Source organism: Streptomyces sp. NPDC057249 (assembly GCF_042669245.1).
GTDB lineage: Bacteria > Actinomycetota > Actinomycetes > Streptomycetales > Streptomycetaceae > Streptomyces.
In genome coordinates this window covers 347,553-372,150 of record NZ_JBHUXS010000001.1, presented here as the reverse complement: position 1 = coordinate 372,150, position 24,598 = coordinate 347,553, and the positions used below count along the sequence as shown (strand labels likewise).

General features: G+C 72.7%; 23 protein-coding genes. 10 read left to right on the top strand and 13 right to left on the bottom strand.

Features of this window, described 5'->3' with window-relative positions; translation table 11 throughout:
* The first annotated feature begins 84 nt into the window (after positions 1–84).
* The 3 genes from ACFUJY_RS01800 to ACFUJY_RS01790 are packed head-to-tail and all read left to right on the top strand — an operon-like array spanning position 85 to position 4,120.
* The gene (locus ACFUJY_RS01800) at positions 85–2,283 is read left to right on the top strand and encodes an MMPL family transporter (RefSeq protein ID WP_383292960.1); all 2,199 of its coding nucleotides are present in this window, start codon (positions 85–87) and stop codon (positions 2,281–2,283) included.
* Between the two features lie 5 nt (positions 2,284–2,288).
* Positions 2,289–3,479, top strand: a complete 1,191-nt coding sequence (locus ACFUJY_RS01795; RefSeq protein ID WP_383292957.1) for a sensor histidine kinase — start codon at positions 2,289–2,291, stop codon at positions 3,477–3,479.
* Positions 3,476–4,120, top strand: coding sequence for a response regulator (locus ACFUJY_RS01790; protein WP_383292954.1), 645 nt, complete (start codon positions 3,476–3,478; stop codon positions 4,118–4,120). Before ACFUJY_RS01795 ends, ACFUJY_RS01790 begins: the two co-directional genes overlap by 4 nt.
* Positions 4,121–4,134: 14 nt before the next feature.
* Here ACFUJY_RS01790 and ACFUJY_RS01785 read toward each other — a convergent pair whose 3' ends face one another.
* The 3 genes from ACFUJY_RS01785 to ACFUJY_RS01775 all read right to left on the bottom strand — a co-directional run bounded on the left by ACFUJY_RS01785 (position 4,135) and on the right by ACFUJY_RS01775 (position 7,498).
* On the bottom strand, positions 4,135–4,473 hold the full coding sequence (locus ACFUJY_RS01785) for a P-II family nitrogen regulator (RefSeq protein WP_383292951.1): 339 nt from the start codon (positions 4,471–4,473) through the stop codon (positions 4,135–4,137).
* Complete coding sequence (locus ACFUJY_RS01780; RefSeq protein WP_383292949.1) at positions 4,470–5,777, bottom strand: ammonium transporter; 1,308 nt, start codon at positions 5,775–5,777, stop codon at positions 4,470–4,472. Before ACFUJY_RS01780 ends, ACFUJY_RS01785 begins: the two co-directional genes overlap by 4 nt.
* 176 nt (positions 5,778–5,953) lie before the next feature.
* Positions 5,954–7,498: a hypothetical protein gene (locus ACFUJY_RS01775; protein WP_383293875.1), complete on the bottom strand. Its 1,545-nt coding sequence runs from the start codon at positions 7,496–7,498 to the stop codon at positions 5,954–5,956.
* 382 nt (positions 7,499–7,880) lie between these two features.
* On the opposite strand from ACFUJY_RS01775, the gene ACFUJY_RS01770 reads away from it, so the two are divergent.
* The gene (locus ACFUJY_RS01770; protein WP_383292947.1) at positions 7,881–8,897 is read left to right on the top strand and encodes a glycoside hydrolase family 11 protein; all 1,017 of its coding nucleotides are present in this window, start codon (positions 7,881–7,883) and stop codon (positions 8,895–8,897) included.
* A 57-nt stretch (positions 8,898–8,954) separates the two neighbouring features.
* Here the strand turns inward: ACFUJY_RS01770 and ACFUJY_RS01765 are convergent, their stop codons facing one another.
* The gene (locus tag ACFUJY_RS01765) at positions 8,955–9,866 is read right to left on the bottom strand and encodes a glycosyltransferase family 2 protein (protein WP_383292946.1); all 912 of its coding nucleotides are present in this window, start codon (positions 9,864–9,866) and stop codon (positions 8,955–8,957) included.
* A 147-nt stretch (positions 9,867–10,013) separates the two neighbouring features.
* Between ACFUJY_RS01765 and ACFUJY_RS01760 the strand changes: the two genes are divergently transcribed.
* On the top strand, positions 10,014–10,790 hold the full coding sequence (locus ACFUJY_RS01760) for a hypothetical protein (protein ID WP_383292942.1): 777 nt from the start codon (positions 10,014–10,016) through the stop codon (positions 10,788–10,790).
* Positions 10,791–10,812: 22 nt separating this feature from the next.
* Here the strand turns inward: ACFUJY_RS01760 and ACFUJY_RS01755 are convergent, their stop codons facing one another.
* Positions 10,813–11,592 carry a sporulation protein gene (locus tag ACFUJY_RS01755; RefSeq protein ID WP_383292940.1) on the bottom strand — a complete coding sequence of 260 codons (780 nt, stop codon included), beginning with the start codon at positions 11,590–11,592 and terminating at the stop codon, positions 10,813–10,815.
* A gap of 283 nt (positions 11,593–11,875) precedes the next feature.
* Positions 11,876–12,214 carry a MerR family transcriptional regulator gene (locus ACFUJY_RS01750; RefSeq protein WP_383292937.1) on the bottom strand — a complete coding sequence of 113 codons (339 nt, stop codon included), beginning with the start codon at positions 12,212–12,214 and terminating at the stop codon, positions 11,876–11,878.
* Positions 12,215–12,787: 573 nt separating this feature from the next.
* Between ACFUJY_RS01750 and ACFUJY_RS01745 the strand changes: the two genes are divergently transcribed.
* Complete coding sequence (locus ACFUJY_RS01745; RefSeq protein ID WP_383292935.1) at positions 12,788–13,147, top strand: hypothetical protein; 360 nt, start codon at positions 12,788–12,790, stop codon at positions 13,145–13,147.
* Positions 13,148–13,232: 85 nt separating this feature from the next.
* Here the strand turns inward: ACFUJY_RS01745 and ACFUJY_RS01740 are convergent, their stop codons facing one another.
* From ACFUJY_RS01740 to ACFUJY_RS01725, 4 genes are all read right to left on the bottom strand, one after another.
* Positions 13,233–13,544 (bottom strand): SCO5918 family protein, encoded by a 312-nt coding sequence (locus tag ACFUJY_RS01740; protein WP_383292932.1) that lies wholly within the window; start codon positions 13,542–13,544, stop codon positions 13,233–13,235.
* Positions 13,545–13,585: 41 nt separating this feature from the next.
* Positions 13,586–13,930, bottom strand: a complete 345-nt coding sequence (locus ACFUJY_RS01735) for a hypothetical protein (protein WP_383292929.1) — start codon at positions 13,928–13,930, stop codon at positions 13,586–13,588.
* 46 nt (positions 13,931–13,976) lie between these two features.
* Positions 13,977–15,467 carry a DEAD/DEAH box helicase gene (locus ACFUJY_RS01730; RefSeq protein WP_383292926.1) on the bottom strand — a complete coding sequence of 497 codons (1,491 nt, stop codon included), beginning with the start codon at positions 15,465–15,467 and terminating at the stop codon, positions 13,977–13,979.
* 222 nt (positions 15,468–15,689) lie between these two features.
* Positions 15,690–15,893, bottom strand: a complete 204-nt coding sequence (locus ACFUJY_RS01725) for a cold-shock protein (protein WP_072489439.1) — start codon at positions 15,891–15,893, stop codon at positions 15,690–15,692.
* Positions 15,894–16,472: 579 nt separating this feature from the next.
* Between ACFUJY_RS01725 and ACFUJY_RS01720 the strand changes: the two genes are divergently transcribed.
* Complete coding sequence (locus ACFUJY_RS01720) at positions 16,473–16,685, top strand: DUF6243 family protein (protein WP_383292922.1); 213 nt, start codon at positions 16,473–16,475, stop codon at positions 16,683–16,685.
* A 105-nt stretch (positions 16,686–16,790) separates the two neighbouring features.
* On the opposite strand, the gene ACFUJY_RS01715 is transcribed toward ACFUJY_RS01720, so the two are convergent.
* From ACFUJY_RS01715 to ACFUJY_RS01705, 3 genes are all read right to left on the bottom strand, one after another.
* Positions 16,791–17,138 carry a YciI family protein gene (locus ACFUJY_RS01715; protein ID WP_383292920.1) on the bottom strand — a complete coding sequence of 116 codons (348 nt, stop codon included), beginning with the start codon at positions 17,136–17,138 and terminating at the stop codon, positions 16,791–16,793.
* A gap of 131 nt (positions 17,139–17,269) precedes the next feature.
* The gene (locus ACFUJY_RS01710; RefSeq protein WP_383292918.1) at positions 17,270–17,659 is read right to left on the bottom strand and encodes a VOC family protein; all 390 of its coding nucleotides are present in this window, start codon (positions 17,657–17,659) and stop codon (positions 17,270–17,272) included.
* A gap of 100 nt (positions 17,660–17,759) precedes the next feature.
* Positions 17,760–20,984, bottom strand: coding sequence for a BTAD domain-containing putative transcriptional regulator (locus ACFUJY_RS01705; RefSeq protein WP_383292915.1), 3,225 nt, complete (start codon positions 20,982–20,984; stop codon positions 17,760–17,762).
* Between the two features lie 190 nt (positions 20,985–21,174).
* Here ACFUJY_RS01705 and ACFUJY_RS01700 point away from each other — a divergent pair, with 190 nt between their 5' ends.
* The 3 genes from ACFUJY_RS01700 to ACFUJY_RS01690 all read left to right on the top strand — a co-directional run bounded on the left by ACFUJY_RS01700 (position 21,175) and on the right by ACFUJY_RS01690 (position 24,505).
* Entirely contained in the window at positions 21,175–21,924 is a 750-nt protein-coding gene (locus ACFUJY_RS01700; RefSeq protein WP_383292913.1) for an SDR family oxidoreductase, read from the top strand.
* 37 nt (positions 21,925–21,961) lie between these two features.
* The gene (locus ACFUJY_RS01695; RefSeq protein WP_383292910.1) at positions 21,962–22,567 is read left to right on the top strand and encodes an NAD(P)H oxidoreductase; all 606 of its coding nucleotides are present in this window, start codon (positions 21,962–21,964) and stop codon (positions 22,565–22,567) included.
* 375 nt (positions 22,568–22,942) lie between these two features.
* On the top strand, positions 22,943–24,505 hold the full coding sequence (locus ACFUJY_RS01690; protein ID WP_383292907.1) for an MFS transporter: 1,563 nt from the start codon (positions 22,943–22,945) through the stop codon (positions 24,503–24,505).
* Positions 24,506–24,598 lie beyond the last annotated feature (93 nt).

Genomic DNA, 24,598 nt, shown 5'->3' with positions numbered 1-24,598 from the left:
GGCGCGGGTCCACCGACCGGTGGACCCCCCGTTCCACCGGTCGAGGCTGCCGGGCGCACCCCCCTCCGAAACAGCATGGAGGACATGAGACTTCGACCCGTACACCTGGCCCGGTGGAGCGCCCGGCACCCCTGGCGCGCGATCACCGGATGGTTCCTCTTCGTCCTCCTCTGCCTCGGCGCCGGCATCGCGGCGGGCTCCAACGCGGCCACCACGAAGGACTTCTGGGTCGGCGAGGCCGGTCACGCCGAGTCGATGGCCACCGACGGCGGCCTCCAGCGCCGGCCCACCGAACACATCCTCATCCGCTCCGCCTCCGGCCCGCTGGACACCGCCCGGGCGGACCAGGCGGCCCGCGAACTCACCGAGCGCATGCGCTCCCTGGACGAGGTACGCGCAGTGGAGGCACCCGTCCCCTCGGAGGACGGCACCGCCCTGCGGGTGAGCGTCGTCATGGAGGGCCCCGAGCTGGACGGCAAGAAGAACGTCGTCCCGCTCCTCGCCGAGACCGCCGAGGTGGCCGGCGCCCACCCGGAGCTCGTCGTGGAGGAGACCGGCTCGCCGGCCATCAGCAAGGGCGTCAACGACCAGCGCGGCGACGACCTCGCGCTCTCCGAACGGCTCTCCCTGCCGGTCACGCTCGTCATCCTGCTGGCCGTCTTCGGCTCGGTGGTCATGGCCGGGGTGCCGCTGCTCCTCGCGCTCTCCTCGATCGCCGCGGCCATGGGCCTGTCCATGCTGGCCTCGCACCTGCTGCCCGACCCGGGCGTCGGCACCAACATGCTGCTGCTCATGGGCCTCGCGGTCGGCGTCGACTACACCCTCTTCTACCTCAAGCGCGAACGCGAGGAACGGGCCCGTGCGGGCGGCCGGCTCGGCCCCGAGGCACTGGTGGAACTCGCGTCGGCGACCGCCGGCCGGGCCGTGGTGGTCTCCGGGCTCGCGGTCATCGTCTGCACCGCGACCCTCTACCTCGCCACGGACGTCATCTTCTCCTCGCTGGCCACCGGCACGATCCTCGTCGTCGCCGTGGCCGTGCTCAGCTCGCTGACCGTGCTCCCCGCCCTCCTGGTCAAGCTGGGCCACCGCGCGGAACGCCGCGCCGCGAACCGGGCCGCCCGACGGGCCAAGCGCGGGGCGCCGATCACCGCCAAGCGCCCGAAGCCCGAGAACGGCCGGATGTTCGCCGCCCTGCTGCGCCCCGCTCAGCGCCACCCCGCGGCCACCCTGTGCGCGTCCGTCCTGGTCATGCTCGCCGTCGCCGCACCCGCCCTGGGCCTCAAGCTCGTCGACCCCGGCAAGGACACCTTCTCCCGCTCGATCCCCGCCATGCAGGTGTACGACCGGCTCACCGCGGCGTACCCCGAACTCCTCGTCAAACACGAGGTGGTGACCCGTACGAGCCCCGGCCGGGCGGCCGAGGCCAGGGCGGCGCTGACCGAACTCGGGCGGCGCGCCCAGGCCGACCCGCTCTTCGCCCGGACCGGGAAGCCCGTCCTGCGGACCTCCGCCGACGGCCGCGTCACCGTGCTCGAACTGGCCGTGCCGCACCCCGCGCCCTCCGACGAGGCCATCGCGTCCCTGGACCACCTCCGCGACCGCTACATCCCCGCCACCGTCGGCCGGCTGGCCGGCGCCGACACGGCGGTCAGCGGTGACGTGGCACGCGGGCAGGACTACGTGCACCACGAACGCGGCAAGCTGCCGCTGGTGATCGGCTTCCTGCTGCTGTTCACCTTCGTCACCACCGCGGTCGCCTTCCGCTCGGCGGTCATCGGCCTGATCGGCGTCGTCCTCAACCTGCTCTCGGCCGCCGCCGCACTCGGCGCGCTCGTCCTGGTCTTCCAGGGCACCTGGGCCGAAGGGCTGCTGGACTTCGACTCGCTCGGCGCCATCGCCTCCCGCGTACCGCTCTTCCTCTTCGTGCTGCTCTTCGGCCTCTCGATGGACTACCAGGTCTTCGTCGTCAGCCGCATCAAGGAAGCCATGGACCACGGGATGACCGCCCGGGAAGCCGTCCTCGAAGGCATCGCCCGCTCGGCGAAGGTCGTCACGAGCGCCGCCCTCGTCATGGTCACGATCTTCGCGGCCTTCGTCTTCCTGCACCTCACGGAGATGAAGCAGATGGGCTTCTGCCTCGCGGTCGCCGTCCTCCTGGACGCCGTGGTGATCCGGATGATGGTCCTCCCGTCGCTCCTGCTGCTCCTCGGCGAGCGCGCCTGGCCCCGGAAGCGTCACCCCGCAGCCGCCCCCGAGGCCGCCCCCGCCCTCCCCGTAGGCTGACCGGCATGCTTCAACGGCCCCGACGCGGTGACCCGCTCTGGATCTGGGTGCTCCACGGCTGGGAGGCCCTGTCCTGGGGCCTCGTCGCCCTGGTCACGCTGGTCACGATGGCGGGCGGGTCGCCCGGGGACCGGAAGCTCGGCATCCTGGCGCTGACGGGCCTCATCGCCGCCTGCTACGCCCGGGTGCGGCTGCGCCCCCGGAGCCGGGTGCCGGGCCCGTACGGCTATCTGTCGGTGCTCGTCGTGGGGCTCGGGCTCCTCGCCTGGCTGGGTGACGGGTTCGGCGCCCTCTACACCGTGGTGCTCGCCCAGTTCATCGTCTTCGTGGACAGCCCCCGGGGCGCCGTCCTCTTCGCGGGGCTCGGCGCGCTGGGGATCACGGTCGGCGGGAGCCTGCGGGAGGGCGGGCAGCCGGAGGTCTTCCTCCACAACACCCTCTCCTCGCTCCCCGTCTGGGCCGCCGCCGTCCTGATGGCCCTGCTCACCCCGAGGGCCCTGGCCCAGCGCGACGAACGGGCCGCCCTCCGCGCCGAGTTGCAGAGCACTCAGCTCGAACTGGCAGAGAGCCAGCGGCGCCAGGGCGCGGCCGAGGAGCGCGAACGCCTCGCCCGGGAGATCCACGACACCCTCGCCCAGGGCTTCGCGTCGATCATCGTGCTCGCCGAGGCGGCCAGGTCCCAGCTCACCGCGGACCCGGCGCGCAGCGCCCAGCAGCTGCAGTCCATCGAGCAGACGGCCCGGGAGAACCTGGCCGAGGCCCGGGTCCTCGTCGGGTCCGCCCCCAGCAGCGGGGTCGCCGCGGGCTCCGTCGCCGCGACGCTCCGCCGCACCCTGGACCGCTTCACCGAGGACACCGGCCTCACGGTCACCGCCGAACTCGCGGACATCGACTGCGACCAGCCGACCCGGGTCGCCCTGCTCCGCTGCACCCAGGAGTCCCTGGCCAACATACGGAAACACGCCGCCGCCACCACCGTGGGCGTCGTCCTCACCGCCCACCCCGGCGGCGCCGAGCTGGAGATCACCGACGACGGGCGCGGCTTCGTCGTGGCGGACTCCCGGGGCTTCGGCCTGGACGGCATGCGCCGGCGCCTCGCGGAGTTCGGCGGCGGGCTCACGGTCACCAGCTCGCTCGGCGACGGCACCCGCGTCCTCGCCACCATCCCGCTGCACGAGAGGCCCCAGGTGCCATGACGCCCACCCCCGCGCCCCTGCGCATCATCCTGGCCGACGACCACACCGTGATGCGGGCGGGACTGGTCGCCCTGCTCGGCTCCGAGCCGACGCTCGACATCGTCGGCGAGGCGAGCGACGGCCGCGAGGCGGTCGTCCTGGTCGAACGCCTCCGCCCGGACGTCGCCCTGCTCGACCTGCGCATGCCGGTCCTCGACGGCGTCGGCGCCACCACGGAGATCGTCGCGGGCCCCGCCCCGACCCGGGTGCTGATCCTCACCACGTACGACACCGACGCGGACATCGAACGCGGCGTGGAGGCGGGCGCCACCGGCTATCTGCTCAAGGACGCCACCCGCGAACAGCTGGTGGACGCCATCCACGCGGCCTCACGCGGCGAGACGGTCCTCGCCCCGCGCGTCGCCCAGCGCCTGGTCGCCAGGATGCGGCGGCCCGCCCCGGTCGCCCTGACCGCCCGCGAGGCGGACGTGCTCGAAGCGGTCGCGGACGGCCTGTCGAACGCAGAGATCGGCCGCCGGCTGTTCATCGGCGAGGCGACGGTGAAGACCCATCTCCTGCGCGTCTTCGCCAAGCTGGACGTCAACGACCGCACGCGCGCGGTGGTGGTGGCCCTGGACGCGGGCCTGCTGAAACGCCGTTGACGCCCGAGGGGGTCCTACAGCGCGTCCGGCCCCCGCTCGCCGGTGCGGACCCGGATCACCGTCTCCACCCGCTGGACCCACACCTTCCCGTCGCCGATGCGGTCGGTCCGGGCGGCCCGGAGGACCGCGTCGACGGCGGCCTCCTCGTCCGCGTCGTCCACGACCGCCTCGACGCGGATCTTGGGCACCAGGTCCACGCGGTACTCGGCACCCCGGTACACCTCGGTGTGCCCGTGCTGGCGGCCGTAACCACCGGCCTCGGTGACGGTCAGCCCCTGGACTCCGGCCTCCCGGAGCGCGGTCTTCACCTCGTCCAGGCGGTGCGGGCGTATGACGGCGGTGATGAGCTTCATGGAGCGGTCTTCCTGTCCCTCGGGAGCGCCGACTGCGGGGCCGCGTGACCCAGCGCGCCGTGATCGTAGGCGCTCTCCGCGTGCAGCGTCTGGTCGAGGCCCGTGACCTCCTCCTCCGCACTGGCCCGCAGGCCCATCAGCCGGTCGATCGCCTTGCCGATCGCGTATGTCACGAGGAAGGTGTACGCCGCCACCGCGACCACGGCCACCGCCTGCTTCAGGAGCAGGGCCGCCCCGCCCCCGTACAGCAGGCCCTCCGGGCCGCCGGTCATCGTGGCGGTCGCGAACAGGCCGATCAGCAGGGTGCCGACGACGCCCCCGGCGAAGTGCACCCCGACGACGTCGAGCGCGTCGTCGTAGCCGAAGCGGAACTTCCACGCGACCGCGTACGAGCAGACGGCACCGGCCGCGAGCCCCACCACCGCGCCGCCCACCAGGGAGACCGTGCCGCAGGCCGGGGTGATCGCGACCAGCCCGGCGACCGCCCCCGAGGCCGCGCCGAAGGTGGTGGGGTGTCCGTCGCGGCGCTGCTCCACGAAGAGCCAGCCGAGCAGTCCGGTGCAGCCCGCGACGACCGTGTTGAGCATCGAGGCGGCGGCGAGCCCGTTCGCGGCGAGCGCGGAGCCTCCGTTGAAGCCGAGCCAGCCGAACCAGAGGAGCCCGGCGCCGAGCATCACCATCGGCAGGTTGTGCGGGCGCATCGCGTCCTTCCGGAACCCGATGCGCGGTCCCACCACGAGCGCCAGCGCCAGCCCGGACGCGCCGGACGCGATCTCCACCACGAGCCCGCCGGCGAAGTCCAGGGCGCCCAGCGCCTCCTTGATCCAGCCGCCGGGCCCCCAGACCCAGTGCGCGACGGGCGCGTATACGAGCAGCGTCCACACCGGTACGAAGACGAGCCACGTGGCGAACTTCGTACGGTCCGCCACCGCACCGCTGATCAGCGCGGCCGTGATGATCGCGAAGGTGAGCTGGAAGGTGGTGAACAGCAGGGTCGGCACCCCGCCCGTCAGCGCGTCCGGCCCGATGTCCGCCAGGCCCAGGTGGTCCAGGTTCCCCACCAGCCCGCCGGACGCGTCGTCGCCGAAGGCCAGCGCATAGCCCGCGACCAGCCAGACCACGGTGACCAGGGCGATCGAGACGAAGCTCATCATCAGCATGTTGAGGACGCTCTTCGTGCGGACCATGCCGCCGTAGAACAGCGCGAGCCCGGGCGTCATCAGCAGAACGAGTGCGGTGGCGGCGAGCAGCCAGGCGGTGTCGCCGGTGTCCAGACCGGCTGCGGCCACGGTCACGGGGGTCACGGGGGAGTCCCTCCTCGGGGCGGGGAGCGGTGGGAGCGACTGCGAGCGTGACCGGCTCGCGTTTCGGCGAGGGACCCCGTGTGTTTCCGCCGTATTTCATTGCCCGGGTGTTGCCGGGATCTCACCGGGGCGGCGCCGGCGCGGGCCCGTCCCGAGGGCTCGCGGACCGCCCGGTGTCAGCAGCCGCCCTTCGTGAAGCGGGCGAGCCCGTACGCCGAGTGCAGCCGGTACGTCCCCGCCTTCCGCACGGTCAGCCGCGTCCACTCGCCGTCCTGCGCCAGACACGCCCCGCCCGGCCCCCGCACCCGGAGCCACGGCGAGTACGCCACCCGTACGGTCACCGAGCCGGCCCGCTCCACGCGCAGGACCAGATCCGCGTCGCCGCCACCGGTGACCGTGGCGGGCGGGGGCGCGAGCGGGGTGGCTTCCCGGACCCGGTAGACCGTCCACCCGTCGTCCTCCCACACCTCGTCCAGCCACGGCAACCCGCCCCTGACCAGGGCGGCTTCGGCCTCGGCCGGCCCGTCGGGGCGTCCGTGGTGCAGGACGACGAGGCCCACGGCCCAGCGGTCGAGCCAGGCCCGGTAGCGGTCCGGGGTGAGCTCGCCCTCGTAGAAGAGGCGCCCGCGCTCGACGTCCAGCTGGCGGTTCCAGCCCCGGGCCATGTTGACGTGCGGGGCGAGGACGGCGGCCTCGCGGTGGTTGCGCGCGGGGACGACCTCGACGCGGACCCGGTCGGCGCCCAGCCGGTCGAGCGCGGCGACGACGCCCTCGGTGCGGGACGCCCAGGCCGGCACGGGGGTGGAGACACGCAGGTCGTCCACGGTCTTGTCGACGAGCCAGAGCCCGGAGAGCACGAGGACGGCGGCCAGGAACCCGGTGCGCACCCGCGCCCCGGCCCGGACCGTGTCGAGGACCGCCGCGCACAGCACGGGCACGGCGACCAGGCCGAGCAGCCGCTCGACGTTCGTGCCGATCGGGGACGCGACGAGGAACGTCAGCACCACGCCGACCGCGTACACCACGGCCCCGTACCGCGTCAGCCGCCACTCCCGCGTCCGGGGCGCCGCGAACGCCAGCACCGCGCAGACGAGGACCGGCATCCACACCCGGTCGGCGTGCATGGGCTGTTCGCCCCGGAACGGGAACAGCAGTGTCGTCGCGCCGACGACCCCGAAGAACGGGACCATCAGGACCGCGCCGGTGCGCCACCGCCGGTCGAGCAGGTACGCCGCACCCACCACGACGAGGAAGAGCCCGGCCACCGGGCTCGCCATGGTGGCGAGCGCCCCGGCGGCAGCGGCCACCACGGGCCGGTGGGCGTACCGGCAGGCGACGAGCCCGACGGCCACGCCGAGCGCGAAGGTCGTACGCCCCGACGCCACGTTGCACCACAGGGCGAACGCGCCGAGCAGCGCGGGCGGGAGCGGGCGGTGCATGCCCGTACGGACGAAGACGCGGGCCAGCAGCCAGGTGGCGGCGAGCCCCGACACGACGGAGACCGTGCGGACGCCGGCGAAGGCCATGACGTACGAGGAGAAGACGCTGTAGTTGGCGGTGTGCGTCCCCCCGTACCAGGACAGGTTGTACGCCGATCCCGGGTGGCGCGCGGTGAACCCGGCCCAGGCGAGCTGCGCGGCGAGGTCGCCGGCGCCGGTGGCCAGGACGGCGGCCCACACGGCGTACAGCGGCAGCACGGCCGCGACGGAGATCAGCGGCACACGGTGGACCCGCCACCGGGGCGGCCGCCCCGGCGCCCGGCTGGAACTGTCCGTGTCCGCCCGTACACCCTCACCGATGACCACCCGGCACACCTTAGAGGGCGGCACCGGAAGGGCGCTCCCGACGCTTCGAAACTTTCGAAATGGATGGCGTGAGAGATCAGAGGACGGCTCGCTTCCGCTCGAATTTCTGCCCGGCTACTGGCGAGGAGGTATCGAATGACCTGGGGTTACTTTCAACTCCCTTGTCTCAAGGGGCAGTCGAAGCTTTCGCAACTCATGCCGAAACTATTGACACCCCCAGGGGGCGGTCCAACACTGAGCGCCGTCGGCAGGCCCCCGCCGGCGCCCACCTGCTCACGGGACCAGGAGGACATCCCCCATGCACGCAGCCCCCGCACATCCGACGAGCCGCACCAGACCCCCCAGCCCGGTACGGCTGTTCATCCGCAGCGCCTTCGCCCTGGTGATCGCGGTCGTCGCGGCCATCGCCCTCCCCGGCACGGCCACCGCCGACACGACCGTCACCTCGAACCAGACGGGGAACAACAACGGCTACTACTACTCGTTCTGGACCGACAGCCAGGGCACCGTCTCCATGAACCTGGGCTCCGGCGGCAGTTACGGGACGTCGTGGCGCAACACCGGAAACTTCGTCGCGGGCAAGGGCTGGAGCACGGGCGGCCGCCGCACCGTGACCTACTCCGGCTCGTTCAACCCCTCGGGCAACGCCTATCTGGCCCTGTACGGCTGGTCGCAGAACCCGCTGGTCGAGTACTACATCGTCGACAACTGGGGCACCTACCGGCCCACCGGCAGCTTCAAGGGCACGGTCACCAGCGACGGCGGCACGTACGACATCTACGAGACGACGCGGACCAACGCCCCCTCGATCGAGGGCAACAAGACGTTCAAGCAGTACTGGAGCGTCCGCCAGTCCAAGCGGACCGGGGGCACCATCACCACCGGCAACCACTTCGACGCCTGGGCCCAGCACGGGATGAACCTCGGCAGCTTCAACTACATGATCATGGCCACCGAGGGCTACCAGAGCAGCGGCAGCTCCAGCATCACGCTGGGCAGCTCGTCCGGCGGCGGTGACAACGGCGGCGGCACCCCGGGCGGCGGCAGCAACGGCTGCACCGCGACCCTCTCCGCCGGTGAGAAGTGGGGCGACCGCTACAACCTGAACGTGGCGGTCTCCGGCTCCAGCAACTGGACCGTGACGATGAACGTCCCGTCCCCGGAGAAGGTCCTCTCCACCTGGAACATCAGCGCGAGTTACCCGAGCGCCCAAGTGCTGACCGCCAGGCCCAACGGCAGCGGCAACAACTTCGGCGTCACCATCCAGACCAACGGCACCTGGACCTGGCCGTCGGTCTCCTGCACCACGGGCTGACCGTGCGGTGCGCTCCGGAGCGGCGGCGGCCGGTCCGGAGCGCACCGTCCGTCCGGCTCACAGAACCGGCGGGCGTCCCAGCCGGGTCATCCGCCACACCGTCCGCCAGCGCATCGGCGCCCGCTCCCCGGCCGGCCCCCCGACCCCCTCGGCGAACCCGCCCCACCACGCCTTCAGCCCGGTCACCGAGCGCATCCGCAGCATGGCCAGCGTGATCCACACGCCGAGATAGACCGGGATCAGCGGCGCCGGGAGCCGTCTGCGCGCCAGCCACACCCGGTTCCGCGCGGTGAACCGGTAGTAGACGGCGTGCCGGGCCGGTGACGTCCGGGGATGCTGGAGGACGAGCGTCGGCACGTAGCGGATCTCCCACCCGCCGTCCAGCGCCCGCCAGGCGAGGTCCGACTCCTCGTGGCCGAAGAAGAACTCCCCGGGCCACAGCCCGATCTGCCGGAGCATCGCCATCGAGAACGCGTGACCGCCGCCCAGGAACGCCGTCACCGGGCCCCCGCGCATCGGATCACCCGCCCGCAGCCGGGGCACCCACCGCCGCTCGGTCCTGCCGTGCTCGTCGGCGACCCGGAACCCGATGATCCCCAGCCCCGGGTCCTCGGCGAACAGCCGCCCCACCTCGCGGAACACGTCCGTCGCGATGAGCAGCCCGTCGTCGTCCAGTTCGACCACCACATCGACCTCGTCCGCGTCGCGCAGCAGCTCAAGGCCGACGTTCCGGCCGCCGGGGCAGCCCAGATTCTCCGTGAGCGGCACCTTGGTGACCGTGGTCGCGCCGGGGACGCCCGCCGCGCCGACGACATCGGTCGCGACGTCGTCCAGCGAGGTCGCGTTGCCCACCAGCACCACGCGGGCGGCCGGGACGTCCTGCTTCGCCACGGACGCGAGCAACGCCTCCAGTTCCCGGGGGCGGGTCCCCATGGTCACGATGACGACCCCGATACGCGGCATGGGCACTGCGGCTCACCTCACTGATCGACAGGGCCCTGATCGTAGAGGCTCATGGACCGTCACGAATGCATCACTTACGGAGCCCCTGCCTCCCCTTGCGTCGGAGCGCGCGTATACGGTCATGCCTCCACCAATCGCACCTTGGGGGGACGAATGAACTGGAACAACAGCACCCAACAACCCTGGGGCCCCGCCCCGGAGAAGCCGGCCGGACCGGCCTCGGGCCTGCCGGCCTGGGCCCGCAAGCGCGTCCTCGTCCCGGCGGCCGTCGGCCTGTTCGTCGCCGGAGCCGTCGCGGGGAGCGCGGGCGCCGACGGCACCGGGACGGAGAACGCCGGCCGCGCCACGCCCGCACCCCGCGCGACGGTCACCGTGACGGCGTCGCCGAAGGCCGTCGCCGAGCCGCCCGCGCCGAAGGCCACGACCCGGCCGGCCGATGACGACTCCGGCGCGAAGGTCTCCGTGCCCGACTTCGTCGGCATGGGCCTCCAGTCCGCCCAGGACGCGGCCCAGGCCAAGGGCTTCTACGCGCTGACCTCGCACGACAGCGCGGGCCGGGACCGGATGCAACTGCTCGACCGGAACTGGAAGGTCTGCTCCCAGAACGTGGCGGCGGGCAAGTCGGTGCCCACCACCACCGAGCTGGACTTCGGCGCCGTGAAGACCGAGGAGAGCTGCCCGGCCGAGGACCGGGAGCCCATGAAGGCGGCGGGCGGCCGGATGCCGGACCTCGCGGGCACGTCGGTGAACACCGCGCGCGACGCGTTCGACTCCGGGACCTCGTTCACGGTGAAAGACGCCGCCGAAGGCCGCATGGTACTGCTGGAGAGCAACTGGAAGGTCTGCACCCAGGTGCCGGCACCGGGCACGAAGCTGAACGGGCAGCCGGTGGAGATCACAGCGGTGAAGTTCGAGGAGAAGTGCCCGTAGGTCGCCTTCCGTCCGCGACTCGTCAGGAGGCGGGCATCTTCGTGACCAGGTCGATCCACGTCCGGGCCTCGGCCGCGAAGTCCACGCGCCCGAGGTCGTGGTGGGCCGCGACCCAGCTGCCGGCCGGCGGCTTGTCCTCCCAGTCGTCCTGGGCGGGCGCCGCCCGGCGCAGATAGATCTCGCAGCCGACCCGGTTGGTGACGAAGCTCAGCTCCAGCCGGGCCGGCCGGCCCCCGGTGCCGACGCGGTCGGCGAGCAGGAAGGTCTGCGTCAGATACAGCCCGTACTCCACCGTGGGGATGCGGTCGTCCGTGACCTCGCAGGCGTCGCACAGGTACCCCTCGGCGGCGAACGCGTCGAAGACCGCCTCGTGCAGGGGGAGCGCGGCGACGTGGACGAGGTCGTGGTCGCCGACGGCCTCGTCCTCCCCGATCCGCACCTTCGTGCTGAGCCCGAGGACGGCACCGACGGCCTGTCCGGAGACCTCGGTCACCGGGACGTCCCAGGGAAGCCGGTGCTCGAAGGGCACCCGGCGCTCCTCGCCCTCGGCCAGCGTGAAGTACGCGGAGGCGCTGGGCCAGCAGATGGTCTCCTGGGTGTCGCCTCCCTCGTAGGAGGGCCTCACCTCGGCGAACAGCTTCAGCTCGACGCCGCGCACCTCGGCACCGCGATCGAGGGCGCGCAGAAGGATCTCACCCTCCAGCAGCCCGCCGGGCCGTACGAAACCGGCCGCCACCTGAGTGTCGACCTCCAGCGGCACAGAGCCGCCCCCGCCTATGCGCCGCAGGCGCTTGAACACCATGTCCGTAGGCTAAACGCCTTGTGTGATCATGACCAGATACGAACGCCGTCGGCCTGTACGGGTCATGAGGGGACGTCAGCCGGGCGTCGGCTGGAACGAAGTAGTGCTCGCGGTGTTCCACCGCGCACGGGGGGCGGGCCGGTACTCGTCCCCGTACAGGCACCGCGCGTGTGCCGTCAGGCTGCTGTGCATGGACGCGAGGTGACGACGCGGCCCGCGCCCGCCCTCAGCCACGGGGTCCCGGCCGGGGCGCCCTCGACGTGGGTCTGTGCGGCCCGCCGCCTCAGTCCTCGGGCGGCGCTTCCTTCGCCTCCGCCGCGCGGCGGTACTCGGCGTTGATGCGCTGCGCCTCTTCCAGCTGGTCTTCCAGGACGACGATGCGGCAGGCGGCCTCGATGGGCGTGCCCTGGTCGACCAGTTCGCGGGCGCGGGCGGCGATGCGCAGCTGGTAGCGGGAGTAGCGGCGGTGGCCGCCTTCCGAACGCAGCGGGGTGATCAGACGGGCTTCGCCGATGGCGCGGAGGAAGCCTTGGCTCGTGCCGAGCATCTCGGCGGCCCGGCCCATCGTGTAGGCGGGGTAGTCGTCGTCGTCAAGACGGCCGTACGAGTCGTCTGCTGTCACTTGCACCTCTCTTGTGGAACGCGTTGAGGGGCCTTGGCGCCACCTGGCACCAAGGCCCCGAAGGAACTACTACACCACCTGCCGGCCCGAACACGGCACCGGCCTTCTGTATCCGCGTCTCCGACCCGGCTGCTGTCGGAGGTGCGGGGATCGCGGTTGCTTGACCGGAGACCACCTCACTGTCGATGTCCTGCGGTACCCGGGCGGGCCGAAGGCCGCCCCCCGGGCGATCCTGATGGCGCGGCTCCTCCGTTCCTCTTGCGGTGAACAACTGCTTACCCGTCCTGCGACTACGTCCAGCACCGGCAGTCCGTCTCTGCCGGGGATCACTTTCTCTCTGGGTACAAGAAAAACCTTAACCGCGCTGGCATGCAATGTCTACGCCGGCCAGCATAGATTTTCAGCTTCCCTCCAATGAGGTAATCGACCCTGCCGAGGGCATCGGCTGAGCAGGGCCCCACCGGCCAGCCGAGGCTCCGCGGTCACGCCGGCCCCCGGGAAGGGTGAGCCGGACTCCCGGGAGGACGACCGGCCAGGGAACGGCGGGGCGACTCGCGCATAAGATCGGCTCTCATGTCGAAGCCTGACGAGCTGCTCGTTGACGTCGCCACGCGGGTGGAGTCCGAGCACAGCAACCAGATGTCTCTGACCGTGGTCGCCGGTGGCGCTGTCATCACCGGCCGGCTGGCGCCCGAAGCCGTGTGGCGGCAAAGGGTGTCGGAGGTCCTGACGGACTCGGCCCGGCTGGGCGAGTTCTCCGCCGTGTTCACCGCTACGCCCCTGAGGGAGGGGCCGCCCGAGTACCTGCACTTCCACATGGCGCGGATTCTCCAGGGCACGGTGGGGATTCCGGAGACGGGCGGGATGTACCGCGTCGCGATCGCGGATGTCAGCGCCTGGACCATGGGCGACTTCACCTACTCCGAGAGCTGACCTCGCGCGCGGGGACCCACCGCCACGCGGGAAGGGCCCGACCGGCACGTGGCGGTCGGGCCCTTCCCGGGTTCGCTTCCTGCCGTCAGACGGCCGGCGGGCCGCCGAGCATCGCGGAGGCGTGCTGGAGCGGGCTGACGGCCGGGGCCGTCGCGGCGGGCCGGGGGACGCTGCGGCAGGTGAAGCCGAGCCTGGTCATCGCCCGGAGGACTTCGCCGGCGCTGAAGTCGCGGCGGTCCTGGCGGGTGACGACCTCACCGACCTGCTTGACGGGGTAGGCGCGGCGGCCGACGGTCACGGAGTCGCCGACGACCTCCTCGGGTTTGACGCCCTTCATGGAGTCCAGGACGCCGCTCCTGGTGAGCTCGAACGGGAAACGGGCGATGACACAGCGCACGGTGCCTCACAGGGAGAAGGGGACGGTTGCGGGGAGACGCTTCAGAGGGCCCGGACGAGGGCGGACGGCCGCCGGTACGTGGTCTGCCCGCCCGCCGGAGCGTGCGTCCCCCGCTCGCCGAGGATGTCGCGCAGCTGGACCCGGTCCGAGTAGCCGGGGCCGTCGCGGACGACGGAGAGCCGGGCCAGGGTGACCAGGCCGGTGGGCAGGCCGTCGTTGTCGCAGACCCTCAGCCGGCCGGTCCGGGCACTGGCCATGACGGAGAGGGCCACCTCCACCGTCATGTCGTCGCAGACCTGTGGCCCGGCGGCGTCCATGGCGTCGAGCACCGCCGCGGCGACGGGGTCGATGTACGAGGGGTCGGGCTGGTCCTGGTCCGATGTCACAACATGCCTCCTGCGGAGATGGGCGGGCCTTCGGATCGCGCGCTGCTCAGGCCGCCGCGTTCGTGACGGACTGTCGCCCGCCCCCGCGCCGGACCGCCGTGCCCGGGTTGCGCCGGCCGCCGGGGGACGTGCCGCGCTTGCGCCGCTCGGGCACCGGCGCCGTGATCGTCACCGGGACGCCGGAGGGGGTCCGGGCGCCGGTGATCCGGCTGAGCGCCGCCTCGCCGGAGCGGACCTGGGTGGTCCGGGGCACGATGCCGGCGGCCGCCATGAGGCGGGTCATCTCGCGGCGCTGGTCGCTGGTGACGAGGGTGACGACGCGGCCGGACTCGCCGGCCCGGGCGGTGCGCCCGCCCCGGTGCAGGTAGTCCTTGTGGTCGGCCGGCGGATCGACGTTGACGACCAGGTCCAGGTGGTCGACGTGGATGCCCCGCGCCGCGACGTTCGTCGCCACCAGGACCGAGACGTCCCCGGTCTTGAACTGGGCGAGGGTGCGGGTGCGCTGCGGCTGTGACTTGCCGCCGTGCAGCGCGGCGGCACGGACCCCGCTGGCGAGGAGGTGCCGGGTGAGGCGGTCCACCGCGTGCTTGGTGTCCAGGAACATGATCACCCGGCCCTCGCGCGCCGCGATCTCCGTCGTCAGCCGGTGCTTGTCGGCTCCGTGCACGTGCAGGACGTGGTGCTCCATGGTGGTGACCGCCCCCTGGGACGGGTCCACCGAGTGGACGACGGGGTCGGTGAGGTACCGCCGGACCAGACGGTCGACGTTGCGGTCCAGAGTCGCGGAGAAGAGCATGCGCTGGCCCTCGGGCCGGACCTGGTCCAGGAGGGCGGTGACCTGCGGCATGAATCCCATGTCGGTCATCTGGTCGGCCTCGTCCAGGACGGTGATCGCGACCCGGTCCAGCCGGCAGTCACCGCGCTCGATCAGGTCCTTGAGGCGGCCGGGGGTGGCCACGACGACCTCCGTACCGCCCCGCAGCGCCTGCGCCTGGCGGCCGATCGACATCCCGCCGACGACCGTGGCCATCCGCAGCTTCGCGGCCCGGGCGTACGGGGCGAGGGCGTCGGTGACCTGCTGAGCGAGCTCCCGGGTGGGAACCAGGACCAGCGCCAGCGGCTGACGCGGCTCGGCGCGCTGACCGGCGGTGCGGGCCAGCAGGGCCAGGCCGAAGGCGAGCGTCTTGCCGGAGCCGGTCCGCCCGCGGCCCAGGACGTCACGGCCCGCCAGGGAGTTCGGCAGCGTCGCCCCCTGGATCGGGAACGGCGTGGTCAGGCCCTGCGCGGTGAGCGCGGACAGCAGGCTCCGCGGCAGGTCGAGACCGCTGAACACCTCGACCGCGGGCAGCGCCGGGGTGACCGTCCGGGGCAGGGCGAACTCACCCCGCACGGGGGCGGGCCGCCGCCCGCCCGAGCGGTCCGGGGCGGACGGGCCGGAGCGGCGGGCGCGGATCGGCCCGGCGGTGGGGTGGCCCCCACGGCCGTCACCGCGGAGGGCGGTACGGGAGGACCGGCTGTTCGTGCGCGTGGGGTTCATGGCGAACCTTCCTCGATACGGCACGCATCAAGGAATTCCGCAGCGAAAAAGCGGCGCGGGAATCACAGGCACGGACCGAATGGCATGCGAACGCGGCCTGCGAAAAATCCGTGGCGGCGTCGGCGAGAATGAGAGTGGGGCGCGAGAGGAATTCTGGAAAAGCAAGCAGCTGGGGCCCGCACCCCGAAGGATGCGGGCCCCAGCTGCACGTACGCTTCAGCGTCAGGCGGAAACGATGTTCTCGGCCGTCGGGCCCTTCTGGCCCTGCGCGATGTCGAAGGACACCTTCTGGCCCTCCTGCAGCTCGCGGAAGCCCTGGGCGGCGATGTTCGAGAAGTGGGCGAACACGTCAGCGCCGCCACCGTCCTGCTCGATGAAGCCGAAACCCTTTTCCGCGTTGAACCACTTCACGGTGCCAGTAGCCATGTCAATCTCCTTTGGGCAGTACACCGGAATCCGCACTTTGCGGACCCCGTGTCGCCGCGATGATGCCCTGCCCGGAAATGACCGGAAATACGAAGCGCCCCTCTGCGGCTTGCGGCCGGCCCGAGGCGCCTGAAGTTTTTGGGTACCAAAACTGCAACTGACTCCGACAGTAGCACGCCGGGAGTGATTATGTGCGTCCAGCATTTTCCCGCACATGGCGCGGCAAAAACCTTCCCGGCGCGGATCGCTAAATTCTGAGACGGCCAGAAGAGGTATTCCATGACCCCGGGCGGAACGTTTCCCGGAAACGAAGCAGCCCGACCGCCGCACCGGGAGCACGTTCACCCGGGCCGGTCACACCGCCGCCGCCCGGGCATGCGCCGCCGAGGGCCGGCGGCGCCCGGGGCGGCGAAAGGCATGGCGTACGGGGCCGACCGGACCGGGTAACGTCTTCGGCATGTTCTTCCAGGCACCGGTTTACGGGTGAGAGTGCGACGGGCCCGGCCGACGTGCCTCGTCGCCGCCCCCGTCCCCCACCGTGAATCCGTAGATCACTTCACCAGAGCACCGGGAGAACCCGTGACCGACAGCAAGAACATCAACAACCCCGTGGGCCAGGGCGGCGGCCAGCGCAAGAAGCTGTCCCGCGCCGAACGGCAGAACAACGGACCGCACCGCAACCTCGACCGCCAGGGCGCCGCCGACCGCAAGGCGGAGCTGGTGCGCAAGATGCGCGAGAAGACGCAGGCGGCCGGGAGCGCCGGGCAGACGGACGACGACTCCCGGAGCTGACGCACCGCGCCCGCCGGGGCACGGCCCCACGGCCGTCCGGCCCCGGCGGTGCGACGGCTCCGGCTGTCACGGAGCGCTCCTCGGCCGAGGACCGCGCGGTGTCGGTCAGGCGGATTCGAGGATCGGGCGGATCTCGACGGTCTCCGGGGTGGGGAGGCTCCTGGCCAGTTCGACGGCCTCCTCGCGGTCGGCCACGTCGACCACGAACCAGCCGCCGAGGGTCTCCTCACCGGTGTGCGCGGGGCCGTCGGTGACCGTCGACGTCCCGTCGGCCGCCGTGCGCACCGTCGCGGGGCGCGTGTGCTCGGTCTCCAGGGCGTCGCCGCCGACGAGCTTCCCGGCCGCCGCCAGCGTGCCGATCCACCCTTCGTACTCCTTGCGGTAGGCGACCCGGTCGGCCTGGATGCGGCGGCGCGACTCGTCCGTCTCGAAGATCACGAGTGCGTACTTCATGGTGGTTCCCTTCCGGCCTGCGGGCACGCGGCCAGTGCTGATGCTGGTTGAGGGGTGTCTGACGGGGCCGTGCCACGGGCACCGGCCGAGGACCGCGCCCCGCACGGGGGCGCGGTCCTCCGTACGGGCGGTTACGAGGCCCAGCCGCCGTACGGCATGGTGATGAGCTCCATGGCGTGACCCGCCGGGTCCATGAAGTACACGCCGCGACCACCGTCGTTGTGATTGACCGTGCCCGGCTGCTTCCGCTGGGGGTCGGCGTAGTGCTCGATGCCGCGCTCGCTGATCTGCGCGTACGCCGCGTCGAACTCCTCCTCGGAGATCAGGAAGGCGTAGTGCTGCGGCGTGATGCTGTCCACCGGAACGGTGGCGAAGTCCAGCGTGACGCCGTTACCCAGACCGACCGCGATGAAGGGGCCCCACTCGGCGGTGATCTCGAGGTTGAGCAGGTTCGCGAAGAACTCTGCGGATTCCCGGTTGTTCCGGGCGTGGACGATCGTGTGATTCAACTCGACTGACAAGGAATGCCTCCGAAGGCATGTCCCGACACCTCCATGCCTCACCCAGCCGGTGACCGACACGCGATGTTGCCGTAGACCATAACCCCATCCGCCTTGTGGATCAAGGGAGTTGCTGTGGGCCGCAGTCGGCCCGACGCACTCGCCCCGACTCCCGGGCCCGCGCGTGGGCCGCCTCCGGCGACAGCGCCTCCCCCTTCGCGAAGGCGTCCGCGAAGGCCGCCGCCCCCAGCGCGGCGGTCGCCGCGGCCGTGGTGCGGTCCACGTCCAGTCGTTCCGCGGCCGGAAGGGGTGCGCCCGTGGCCGCGCGCGCGGCGGACGCGGCGCCGAGGAGGAGCGCCGCGGTCCCGGGGCGGTCCGCCAGGGCTTGGGCGGCGGCGAGGCCCTCCAGTGCCAGGGCGACGGCCCGGGGGTCGTCGGTGGCGCGGGCGGTCTCGTACCCCTCCTCATGGAGGGCCGATGCGCTCCGCGCGTCGCCGCGCAGCTCCGCGATGAAGCCCAGCTCGGCCAGGATCAGCGCGTTCGCCCCGTCGAGGCCGACCTGGCGATGCCACTCCAGGACCGTACGCATCCGGGCCTCCGCCTCGTCGAGGAGCCCCTCGCGGCGGGCGCCGAGACCGAGCCCCAGCTCCGCGTTGATCTCGCCCGCGCGGAAACCCAGTTCGGCGGCGAGGCGCCGGGACCGCTCGTGGTACTCCCGCGCCCTGCCGAGGTCGCCGGTCAGCAGCGCCGTCCGCCCGAGCCCGGACAGCAGGTCCGCGGCCTGGGTGGAGAGGCCGAACTTCTCGGCGTCGTCCAGCCCGGCCTGCCGGAGCCGGGCCGAGCGCGCGTAGTCGCCGTGGATCTCGGCCACGGACGCCAGCGGATACACCGACCACAACCGGCCGCACGCGTCCCCGACGTCCCCGAAGAGATCCTTGCTGCGCTCCGCGTCCTCCCGCGCACCGGCCAGGTCGCCCCGCAGCAGCCGCTGGACGGACCGGTCCGCCAGCGCCGCCGCCTCGCCCCAGCGTTCACCGCTCACCCGGAAGCCGTCCAGCGCCGCCTCGGTGAGCGCCTCGCCCTTCGGGAGATCGCCCGTCACGCACAGCGCGTGCGCCAGGAACCACCGCGCCCACGCCGTCCCCGCCGGGTCACCGACCTGCTCGCACGCCTCGAGGGCCGCCTCGATCCGGGCCGTACGGTCCGTCCCGTCACCGGTCAGGATGGCGATGCCGGTCCGCCACGCGCCGGCCTTCGCCCGCAGCGCCGGGTCACCGCCGGGCAGCGCGAGCGCCGAGGTCAGCGAGCGCCGGGCCTCGCCGAGCCGGCCGCGCAGGACCCAGTACCAGGAGAGCGCGTGGACGAGTCGGAGCGCGGGTTCCGTCTCACGCCGCTCGACCGCGCCGTCCAGGGCCGCACGCAGATTGGCGCTCTCGGTGTCCAGCCGCGCCAGCCACGCACCCTGCCCGTGTCCGCGCAGTTCCGGCTCCGCGGTCTCGGCCAGGGCCGTGAAGTACGCGAGGTGCCGCCTGCGTACCGGCTCCGTCTCGCCCGCGTCCCGCATCCGCTCGGCACCGTACGCGGAGACGGACTCCAGCAGCCGGTACCGGGGGCCCTCGGCCGCCTCGGCGGCGGCCACGAGTGACCGGTCCACCAGCCTCACCAGCAGATTCGGTACGTCTGCGGCGTCGACCCCGTCGCCCGCGCACACCTCCTCGGCCGCCTCCAGCGTGCACCCCTCGGCGGCCACGGCGAGCCGCCGCAGCACGGCCCGCTCGGGCTCGCTCAGCAACTCCCAGCTCCAGTCGATCACCGCGCGCAGCGTCTGCTGCCGGGCGGGCGCACCCCGCTGTCCGGCGCTGAGCAGCCGGAACCGGTCGTCCAGCCGTTCCAGCAGCCGGTGCACACCGAGCGCCCGCACCCGGGTCGCGGCCAGCTCCAGAGCCAGCGGAATGCCGTCCAGCCGACGGCAGACGGCGCCGACGGCCTCCGCGTTGTGCGGGCCGAGCGCGAAGCCGGGGGAGGCGGCTGCGGCCCGTGCCGTGAACAGGTCGACCGCGTCCCGCGGGGCGAGCGGCGGCACGGCCCACAGGGTCTCCCCGGCGAGCGCCAAGGGCTCCTGACTGGTCGTCAGCAGGACCAGCCCGTGGGCCGACCGCAGCAGCAGTTCCGCCAGCGCCGCGGCCTCGTCGATCACATGCTCGCAGTTGTCGAGGACGAGCAGCATCCGCTTGTCCCGCAGCACCTCGGCGAGCCGGTCCGCCGCGTCGAGCCGCCGCTCCCCCTCGGGGCGTACGCCCCAGATCCCGTCGTCCCGCAGCTTCATGGCGGCGGCGACGACGTCGGCCAGGTCACCACCGGAGCCGGCGAGTTCGACCAGCCACTCCCCGTCCGGGAAGCCGCCCCGCAGCTGCTCGGCGACGGCGACGGCGAGCCGGCTCTTGCCGACGCCGCCGGGGCCGGTGAGGGTGACCAGCCGCCGGGTGCCGAGGAGTCCACGGAGGTCGGCGACCTCGCCTTCCCGGCCGATCAGGCCGCTGAACGGGGCGAGGATGTTCGTCCTGGCGGGGGCGGGCGCGGTTGCCTGTCGGACGGCGCCCAGGGCCGGGTCCTGCCGGAGCATCGCCTGGTGCAGTGCGGCCAGTTCGGGGCTCGTGTCGAGACCGAGCTCCTCCGCGAGCCGGCTGCGCAGCTCTTCGTACCCGGCGAGCGCCTCGCTCTGCCGCCCGGACCGGTACAGCGCCCGCAACTGCACCGACCGCAGCCGTTCCCGCAGGGGGTGCCGCTCGACCAACTCCGCCAGTTCCCCGGCGAGTCCGGCGTGTTCACCGCTGTCGAGCCGGGCCTCGGCGTGGTCCTCCAGGACGGTCAGCCGGTCCTCCTCCAGCCGGTTCGCAGCGGCCCGGGTGAACGTTTCCTCGGAGAAGTCCGCGAACGCGGGTCCCCGCCACAGGGCGAGCGCGTCGGCGAGGAGCCCGGCCCGTGCGCGCGCGTCCCGCTCGGACCTCGCCCGGGCCGCCAGCCCGGCGAACCGGTCCGCGTCGAGGGCCCCGTCCGTCACGGTCAGCTGGTAGCCGGGGGCCCGGGACACCACCAGCCCGCGCCCGCCCGGCTCGGCCTCCTCCAGGACCCGGCGCAGCTGGGAGACCTTGGCCTGAAGCGCCCTGGCCGGGTTGCCGGGCGGCTCGTCGCCCCACAGGTCGTCGATGAGCCGGTGCACGGCCACGGGCCGCCCCGGCGCGACGAGCAGGGACGCGAGCAGGGCCCGCACCTTGAGTTCCGGAACGCGGACGGGCTTCCCGGCATCGGTCCAGACGGCCGTCTCCCCCAGCACCCCGAATCGCATGGGGCCACGGTAACCCGCCGCGGTTCAGCGGTGTTTCCGCCGCGGAATCCGTCGTGGCTGCGCCGGGAACTCCGCCGCCGACTCCGCCCCGAACAAGGCCGTAACACCACCCGAACCCGATCCGAAGCACCGCGTCCGACGGTGGTCCCCGACACCAACGAGTCACCGACTCCGCCGAAGGGAACCCACCATGAGCAAGCTCACCGGCTCCACCGCTCTCGTCACCGGCGCCAGCCGCGGCATCGGCCGTGCCATCGCCCTGCGCCTGGCCTCCGAAGGAGCCCGTGTCGGCGTCCACTACGCGAGCAACGAGGCGGCCGCCAAGGAGACCGTGGCCACCATCGAGGCCGCCGGCGGCACCGCGTTCGCGATCCGCACCGAACTGGGCGTCCCCGGTGACGCGGAGGCGCTGTGGCGGGCGTTCGACGCGCACGCGGACGGCCTCGACATCTTGGTCAACAACGCGGGCATCGCCGGACCCGGCCGGATCCACGAGGTCTCCGAGGCCGACTACGACCAGGTCTTCGCGGTCAATGCCAAGGCCCCCTTCTTCATCATCCAGAAGGGCCTGGAACGCCTGCGCGACGGGGGCCGGATCATCAACGTGTCCTCCGGCGTCACCAAGGTCGCCTTCCCCGGCATGACCTCCTACGCCGCCTCCAAGGGCGCCGTCGAGGTGCTGACCCTCACCCTGGCACAGACCCTCGGCTCGCGGGGCATCACCGTCAACGCCGTCTCCCCGGGCACCATCGAGACCGATATCCACCCCTGGATGGCCGACCCGGCCGCCAAGGCGCACGCCGCCGGCTTCTCCGTCTTCAACCGGGTCGGCCGGCCCGCCGATGTCGCCGACGTCGTCTCCTTCCTCGCCTCCGACGACGCCCGCTGGGTGACCGGCCAGAACATCGACGTGAGCGGAGGCTCCGGCCTCGGCGTCTGACCACCCACCCGGCCACGGGAGAAGATCGGAGACACCCATGCCCCACACCCTGCTGGTCCTGGCCCACCCCCGGCCCGATTCGCTGACCGCCCAGGTGGCCGCCCATCTGCGGGCGCGCATCGAGGAGGCGGAGGGCACGGTCGACGTGCTCGACCTGTACGCCGAGGACTTCGACCCCCGGCTGACCCCCGCCGACGAACCGGACTGGGAGGACCGGGAGAAGAAGTACTCACCGGAAGTCCACGCCCACATGGACCGCATCGCCGCCGCGGACGACATCCTCGTCGTCTTCCCGGTGTGGTGGTTCGCACCGCCGGCCGTCCTGAAGGGCTGGATCGACCGGGTGTGGAACTACGGGTTCGCGTACGGCCGCAGCAGACCCCGGCTCGCCGGGAAGCGAATGCTCTGGCTGGGCCTCGCGGGCGGCTCCGAACCGGAGTACGCGAAGGCCGGACTCGACGCCGCGATGGACGTCCAACTACGGGTCGGCGTCTCCGAATTCTGCGGAATCGCCGACGCGTCGGTGCACCTGCTGCACGCCACCCAACTGTCCGGCGTCCCACGAGCGCAGCGCCCGGCACGGGTACGAGCGGTACTCGCGGCAGCGGGCGAGGCCCTGACCACGCGCCTGCCGCCGCGCTGACGGGCGCGGGGCGGCCGGCCGACTCGACCGGAGAACCCGTTCCGCGCACTCGGCCGACGCGATCGGCCCAGCAGGCCCTGACCTCTCCGTCAGACACCGCAGCCACCCGGTCCCCACCGGGTGGCTGCGGTGTTCGTCGTTCCCGCGCCCCCGCTCGCGGGCGTGGGGCGGGACGCGCAGGCGCAGGTGCCCTGCGGGGCGTGGGGGAGCGAGTGCCCCAGCCGACCGAGGCCCGCGCTCAGCCCCCGACGGGCCACCGACCCGCACCGCCCAGCCACCCCGCACCCCCCCGCGAACGCACCGCGCGCGCCCTCCCGAACACCACCGCAACACCGTCCGAGCCGGACCCGAAACACCGTCTCGCAGAGTCCTCCCATGACCTTCGACACCGCATCCCGAACGTCCGAAAGCGCAGGTGCCCGGCAGTGGCTCGGGCTGGCCGTCCTGCTGCTCCCCGTGACCCTGATGACCGCCGACCTGGGCGTACTGTGGCTGGCCACGCCCCACCTCACCGCCGATCTGCGGCCCAGCGGCGCCCAACTCCTCTGGATCACCGACATCTACGGGTTCCTGACCGCCGGAACCCTGGTGATCATGGGCACGCTCGGCGACCGCATCGGCCGTCGCAAGCTCCTGATGGCCGGCTCGGCCGGCTTCGTCGTGGCTTCGCTGCTCGCCGCGTACGCCCCGAACCCGGAGGTGCTGATCACGGCCCGCGCGCTTCTCGGCATCGCCGGCTCGGCCGTGCTTCCGTCCACGCTCGCCCTGATCAGCCACATGTTCACCGACCCGCGTCAGCGCGCGAGGGCCATCGCGATGTGGGTGACCGCGCTCTCGGCCGGCCTGGCCGTCGGACCGGTCATCGGCGGCGTGATGCTGGCGAGCTGGTGGTGGGGATCGGTCTTCCTCATGGGCGTACCCGTCATGCTGCTCGCACTGGTCACGGCCCGCGCGCTGCTGCCCGAGTACCGTGACCCGGCCCCTGGACGGCTCGACCTGGTGAGCGTCGCCCTGTTCCTGCTGGCCGTCCTGCCCTTGGTGTACGCCGTCAAGAGCCTGGCCTCGGGCGCCTCCGCCTGGCAGCCCGCCGCCGCCCTCGCGGCCGGGACGGTCGGCACCGCCGCGTTCGTACGCCGGCAGAACCGGCTCGCCACACCGCTGCTGGACCTGCGGCTCTTCCGCGACCGGGCCTTCACGGGGGCGCTGCTCACCCTGCTGGTGGGGATGACGGCCCTGAACGGCGTCGAGTATCTCGTTCCGCAGTATCTGCAGGCCGTGGCCGGACAGTCGCCGCTGGAGGCCGGACTGTGGCTGTTGCCGGGAGCCGGGGGGCTGATCGCCGGCTCCCAGCTCACCCCGGTCCTCGCCCACCGGTTCCGTCCGGCGTACGTCCTGGCCGGCGGCCTGCTGCTCTCCCTCACCGGCTACGTGGCGATCGCTTCGTACGACGGCGTCCTGACCGCTTCACTGGGCCTGACCGTGATCATGTTCGGCGTCGCCCCGATCAGCGTCCTCGGCACGGCCCTGGCGGTCGGCGCCGCGCCCGCGGAGAAGGCGGGTGCCGCCGCGGCGACCGGCCAGACCGCGTACGACCTGGGCCTCGCCCTGGGCATCGCGGTCACCGGCACGCTCGCGGTCGCGGCCTACCGCGGAGAGATCCCCGACGACGCACCCGCCGAGGCCAAGGACACCGTGGGCGCCGCGATCGCCGCCGCCGAACGCCTCCCGGACGGTGCCTCGCTGCTGGCCACGGCGAAGGACGCGTTCACCACCGGGCTCCAGACGGCGGCCGTCGTGAGTGCGGCTCTCATCGTCGTGACGGCGGTCCTGGTGATGACGCTGCTGCGGCAGGTCCCGGCGATCGGGGCGACCACCCCCGACGCCACGGGGACGGAACCGGGCGCGGAGGACCGGGAACCGGCTACGACGGCCCACTGAGGCGGAGGCCGCCTGAGCGCTCCCGGCCGCGCGGTCACGGTGCGCGCCGCCCGACCCCCTCGAACCCCCGGGTCTCCCACCCGGGGGTTCGAA

Excerpts from the sequence above, each read along its gene's own strand:
- ACFUJY_RS01800 (WP_383292960.1), top strand. The coding sequence starts at position 85 with ATGAGACTTCGACCCGTACACCTGGCCCGGTGGAGCGCCCGGCACCCC.
- ACFUJY_RS01795 (WP_383292957.1), top strand. The coding sequence starts at position 2,289 with ATGCTTCAACGGCCCCGACGCGGTGACCCGCTCTGGATCTGGGTGCTC.
- ACFUJY_RS01790 (WP_383292954.1), top strand. The coding sequence starts at position 3,476 with ATGACGCCCACCCCCGCGCCCCTGCGCATCATCCTGGCCGACGACCAC.
- ACFUJY_RS01785 (WP_383292951.1), bottom strand. The coding sequence starts at position 4,473 with ATGAAGCTCATCACCGCCGTCATACGCCCGCACCGCCTGGACGAGGTG.
- ACFUJY_RS01770 (WP_383292947.1), top strand. The coding sequence starts at position 7,881 with ATGCACGCAGCCCCCGCACATCCGACGAGCCGCACCAGACCCCCCAGC.
- ACFUJY_RS01760 (WP_383292942.1), top strand. The coding sequence starts at position 10,014 with ATGAACTGGAACAACAGCACCCAACAACCCTGGGGCCCCGCCCCGGAG.
- ACFUJY_RS01755 (WP_383292940.1), bottom strand. The coding sequence starts at position 11,592 with ATGGTGTTCAAGCGCCTGCGGCGCATAGGCGGGGGCGGCTCTGTGCCG.
- ACFUJY_RS01745 (WP_383292935.1), top strand. The coding sequence starts at position 12,788 with ATGTCGAAGCCTGACGAGCTGCTCGTTGACGTCGCCACGCGGGTGGAG.
- ACFUJY_RS01730 (WP_383292926.1), bottom strand. The coding sequence starts at position 15,467 with ATGAACCCCACGCGCACGAACAGCCGGTCCTCCCGTACCGCCCTCCGC.
- ACFUJY_RS01725 (WP_072489439.1), bottom strand. The coding sequence starts at position 15,893 with ATGGCTACTGGCACCGTGAAGTGGTTCAACGCGGAAAAGGGTTTCGGC.
- ACFUJY_RS01715 (WP_383292920.1), bottom strand. The coding sequence starts at position 17,138 with ATGAAGTACGCACTCGTGATCTTCGAGACGGACGAGTCGCGCCGCCGC.
- ACFUJY_RS01705 (WP_383292915.1), bottom strand. The coding sequence starts at position 20,984 with ATGCGATTCGGGGTGCTGGGGGAGACGGCCGTCTGGACCGATGCCGGG.
- ACFUJY_RS01700 (WP_383292913.1), top strand. The coding sequence starts at position 21,175 with ATGAGCAAGCTCACCGGCTCCACCGCTCTCGTCACCGGCGCCAGCCGC.
- ACFUJY_RS01695 (WP_383292910.1), top strand. The coding sequence starts at position 21,962 with ATGCCCCACACCCTGCTGGTCCTGGCCCACCCCCGGCCCGATTCGCTG.
- ACFUJY_RS01690 (WP_383292907.1), top strand. The coding sequence starts at position 22,943 with ATGACCTTCGACACCGCATCCCGAACGTCCGAAAGCGCAGGTGCCCGG.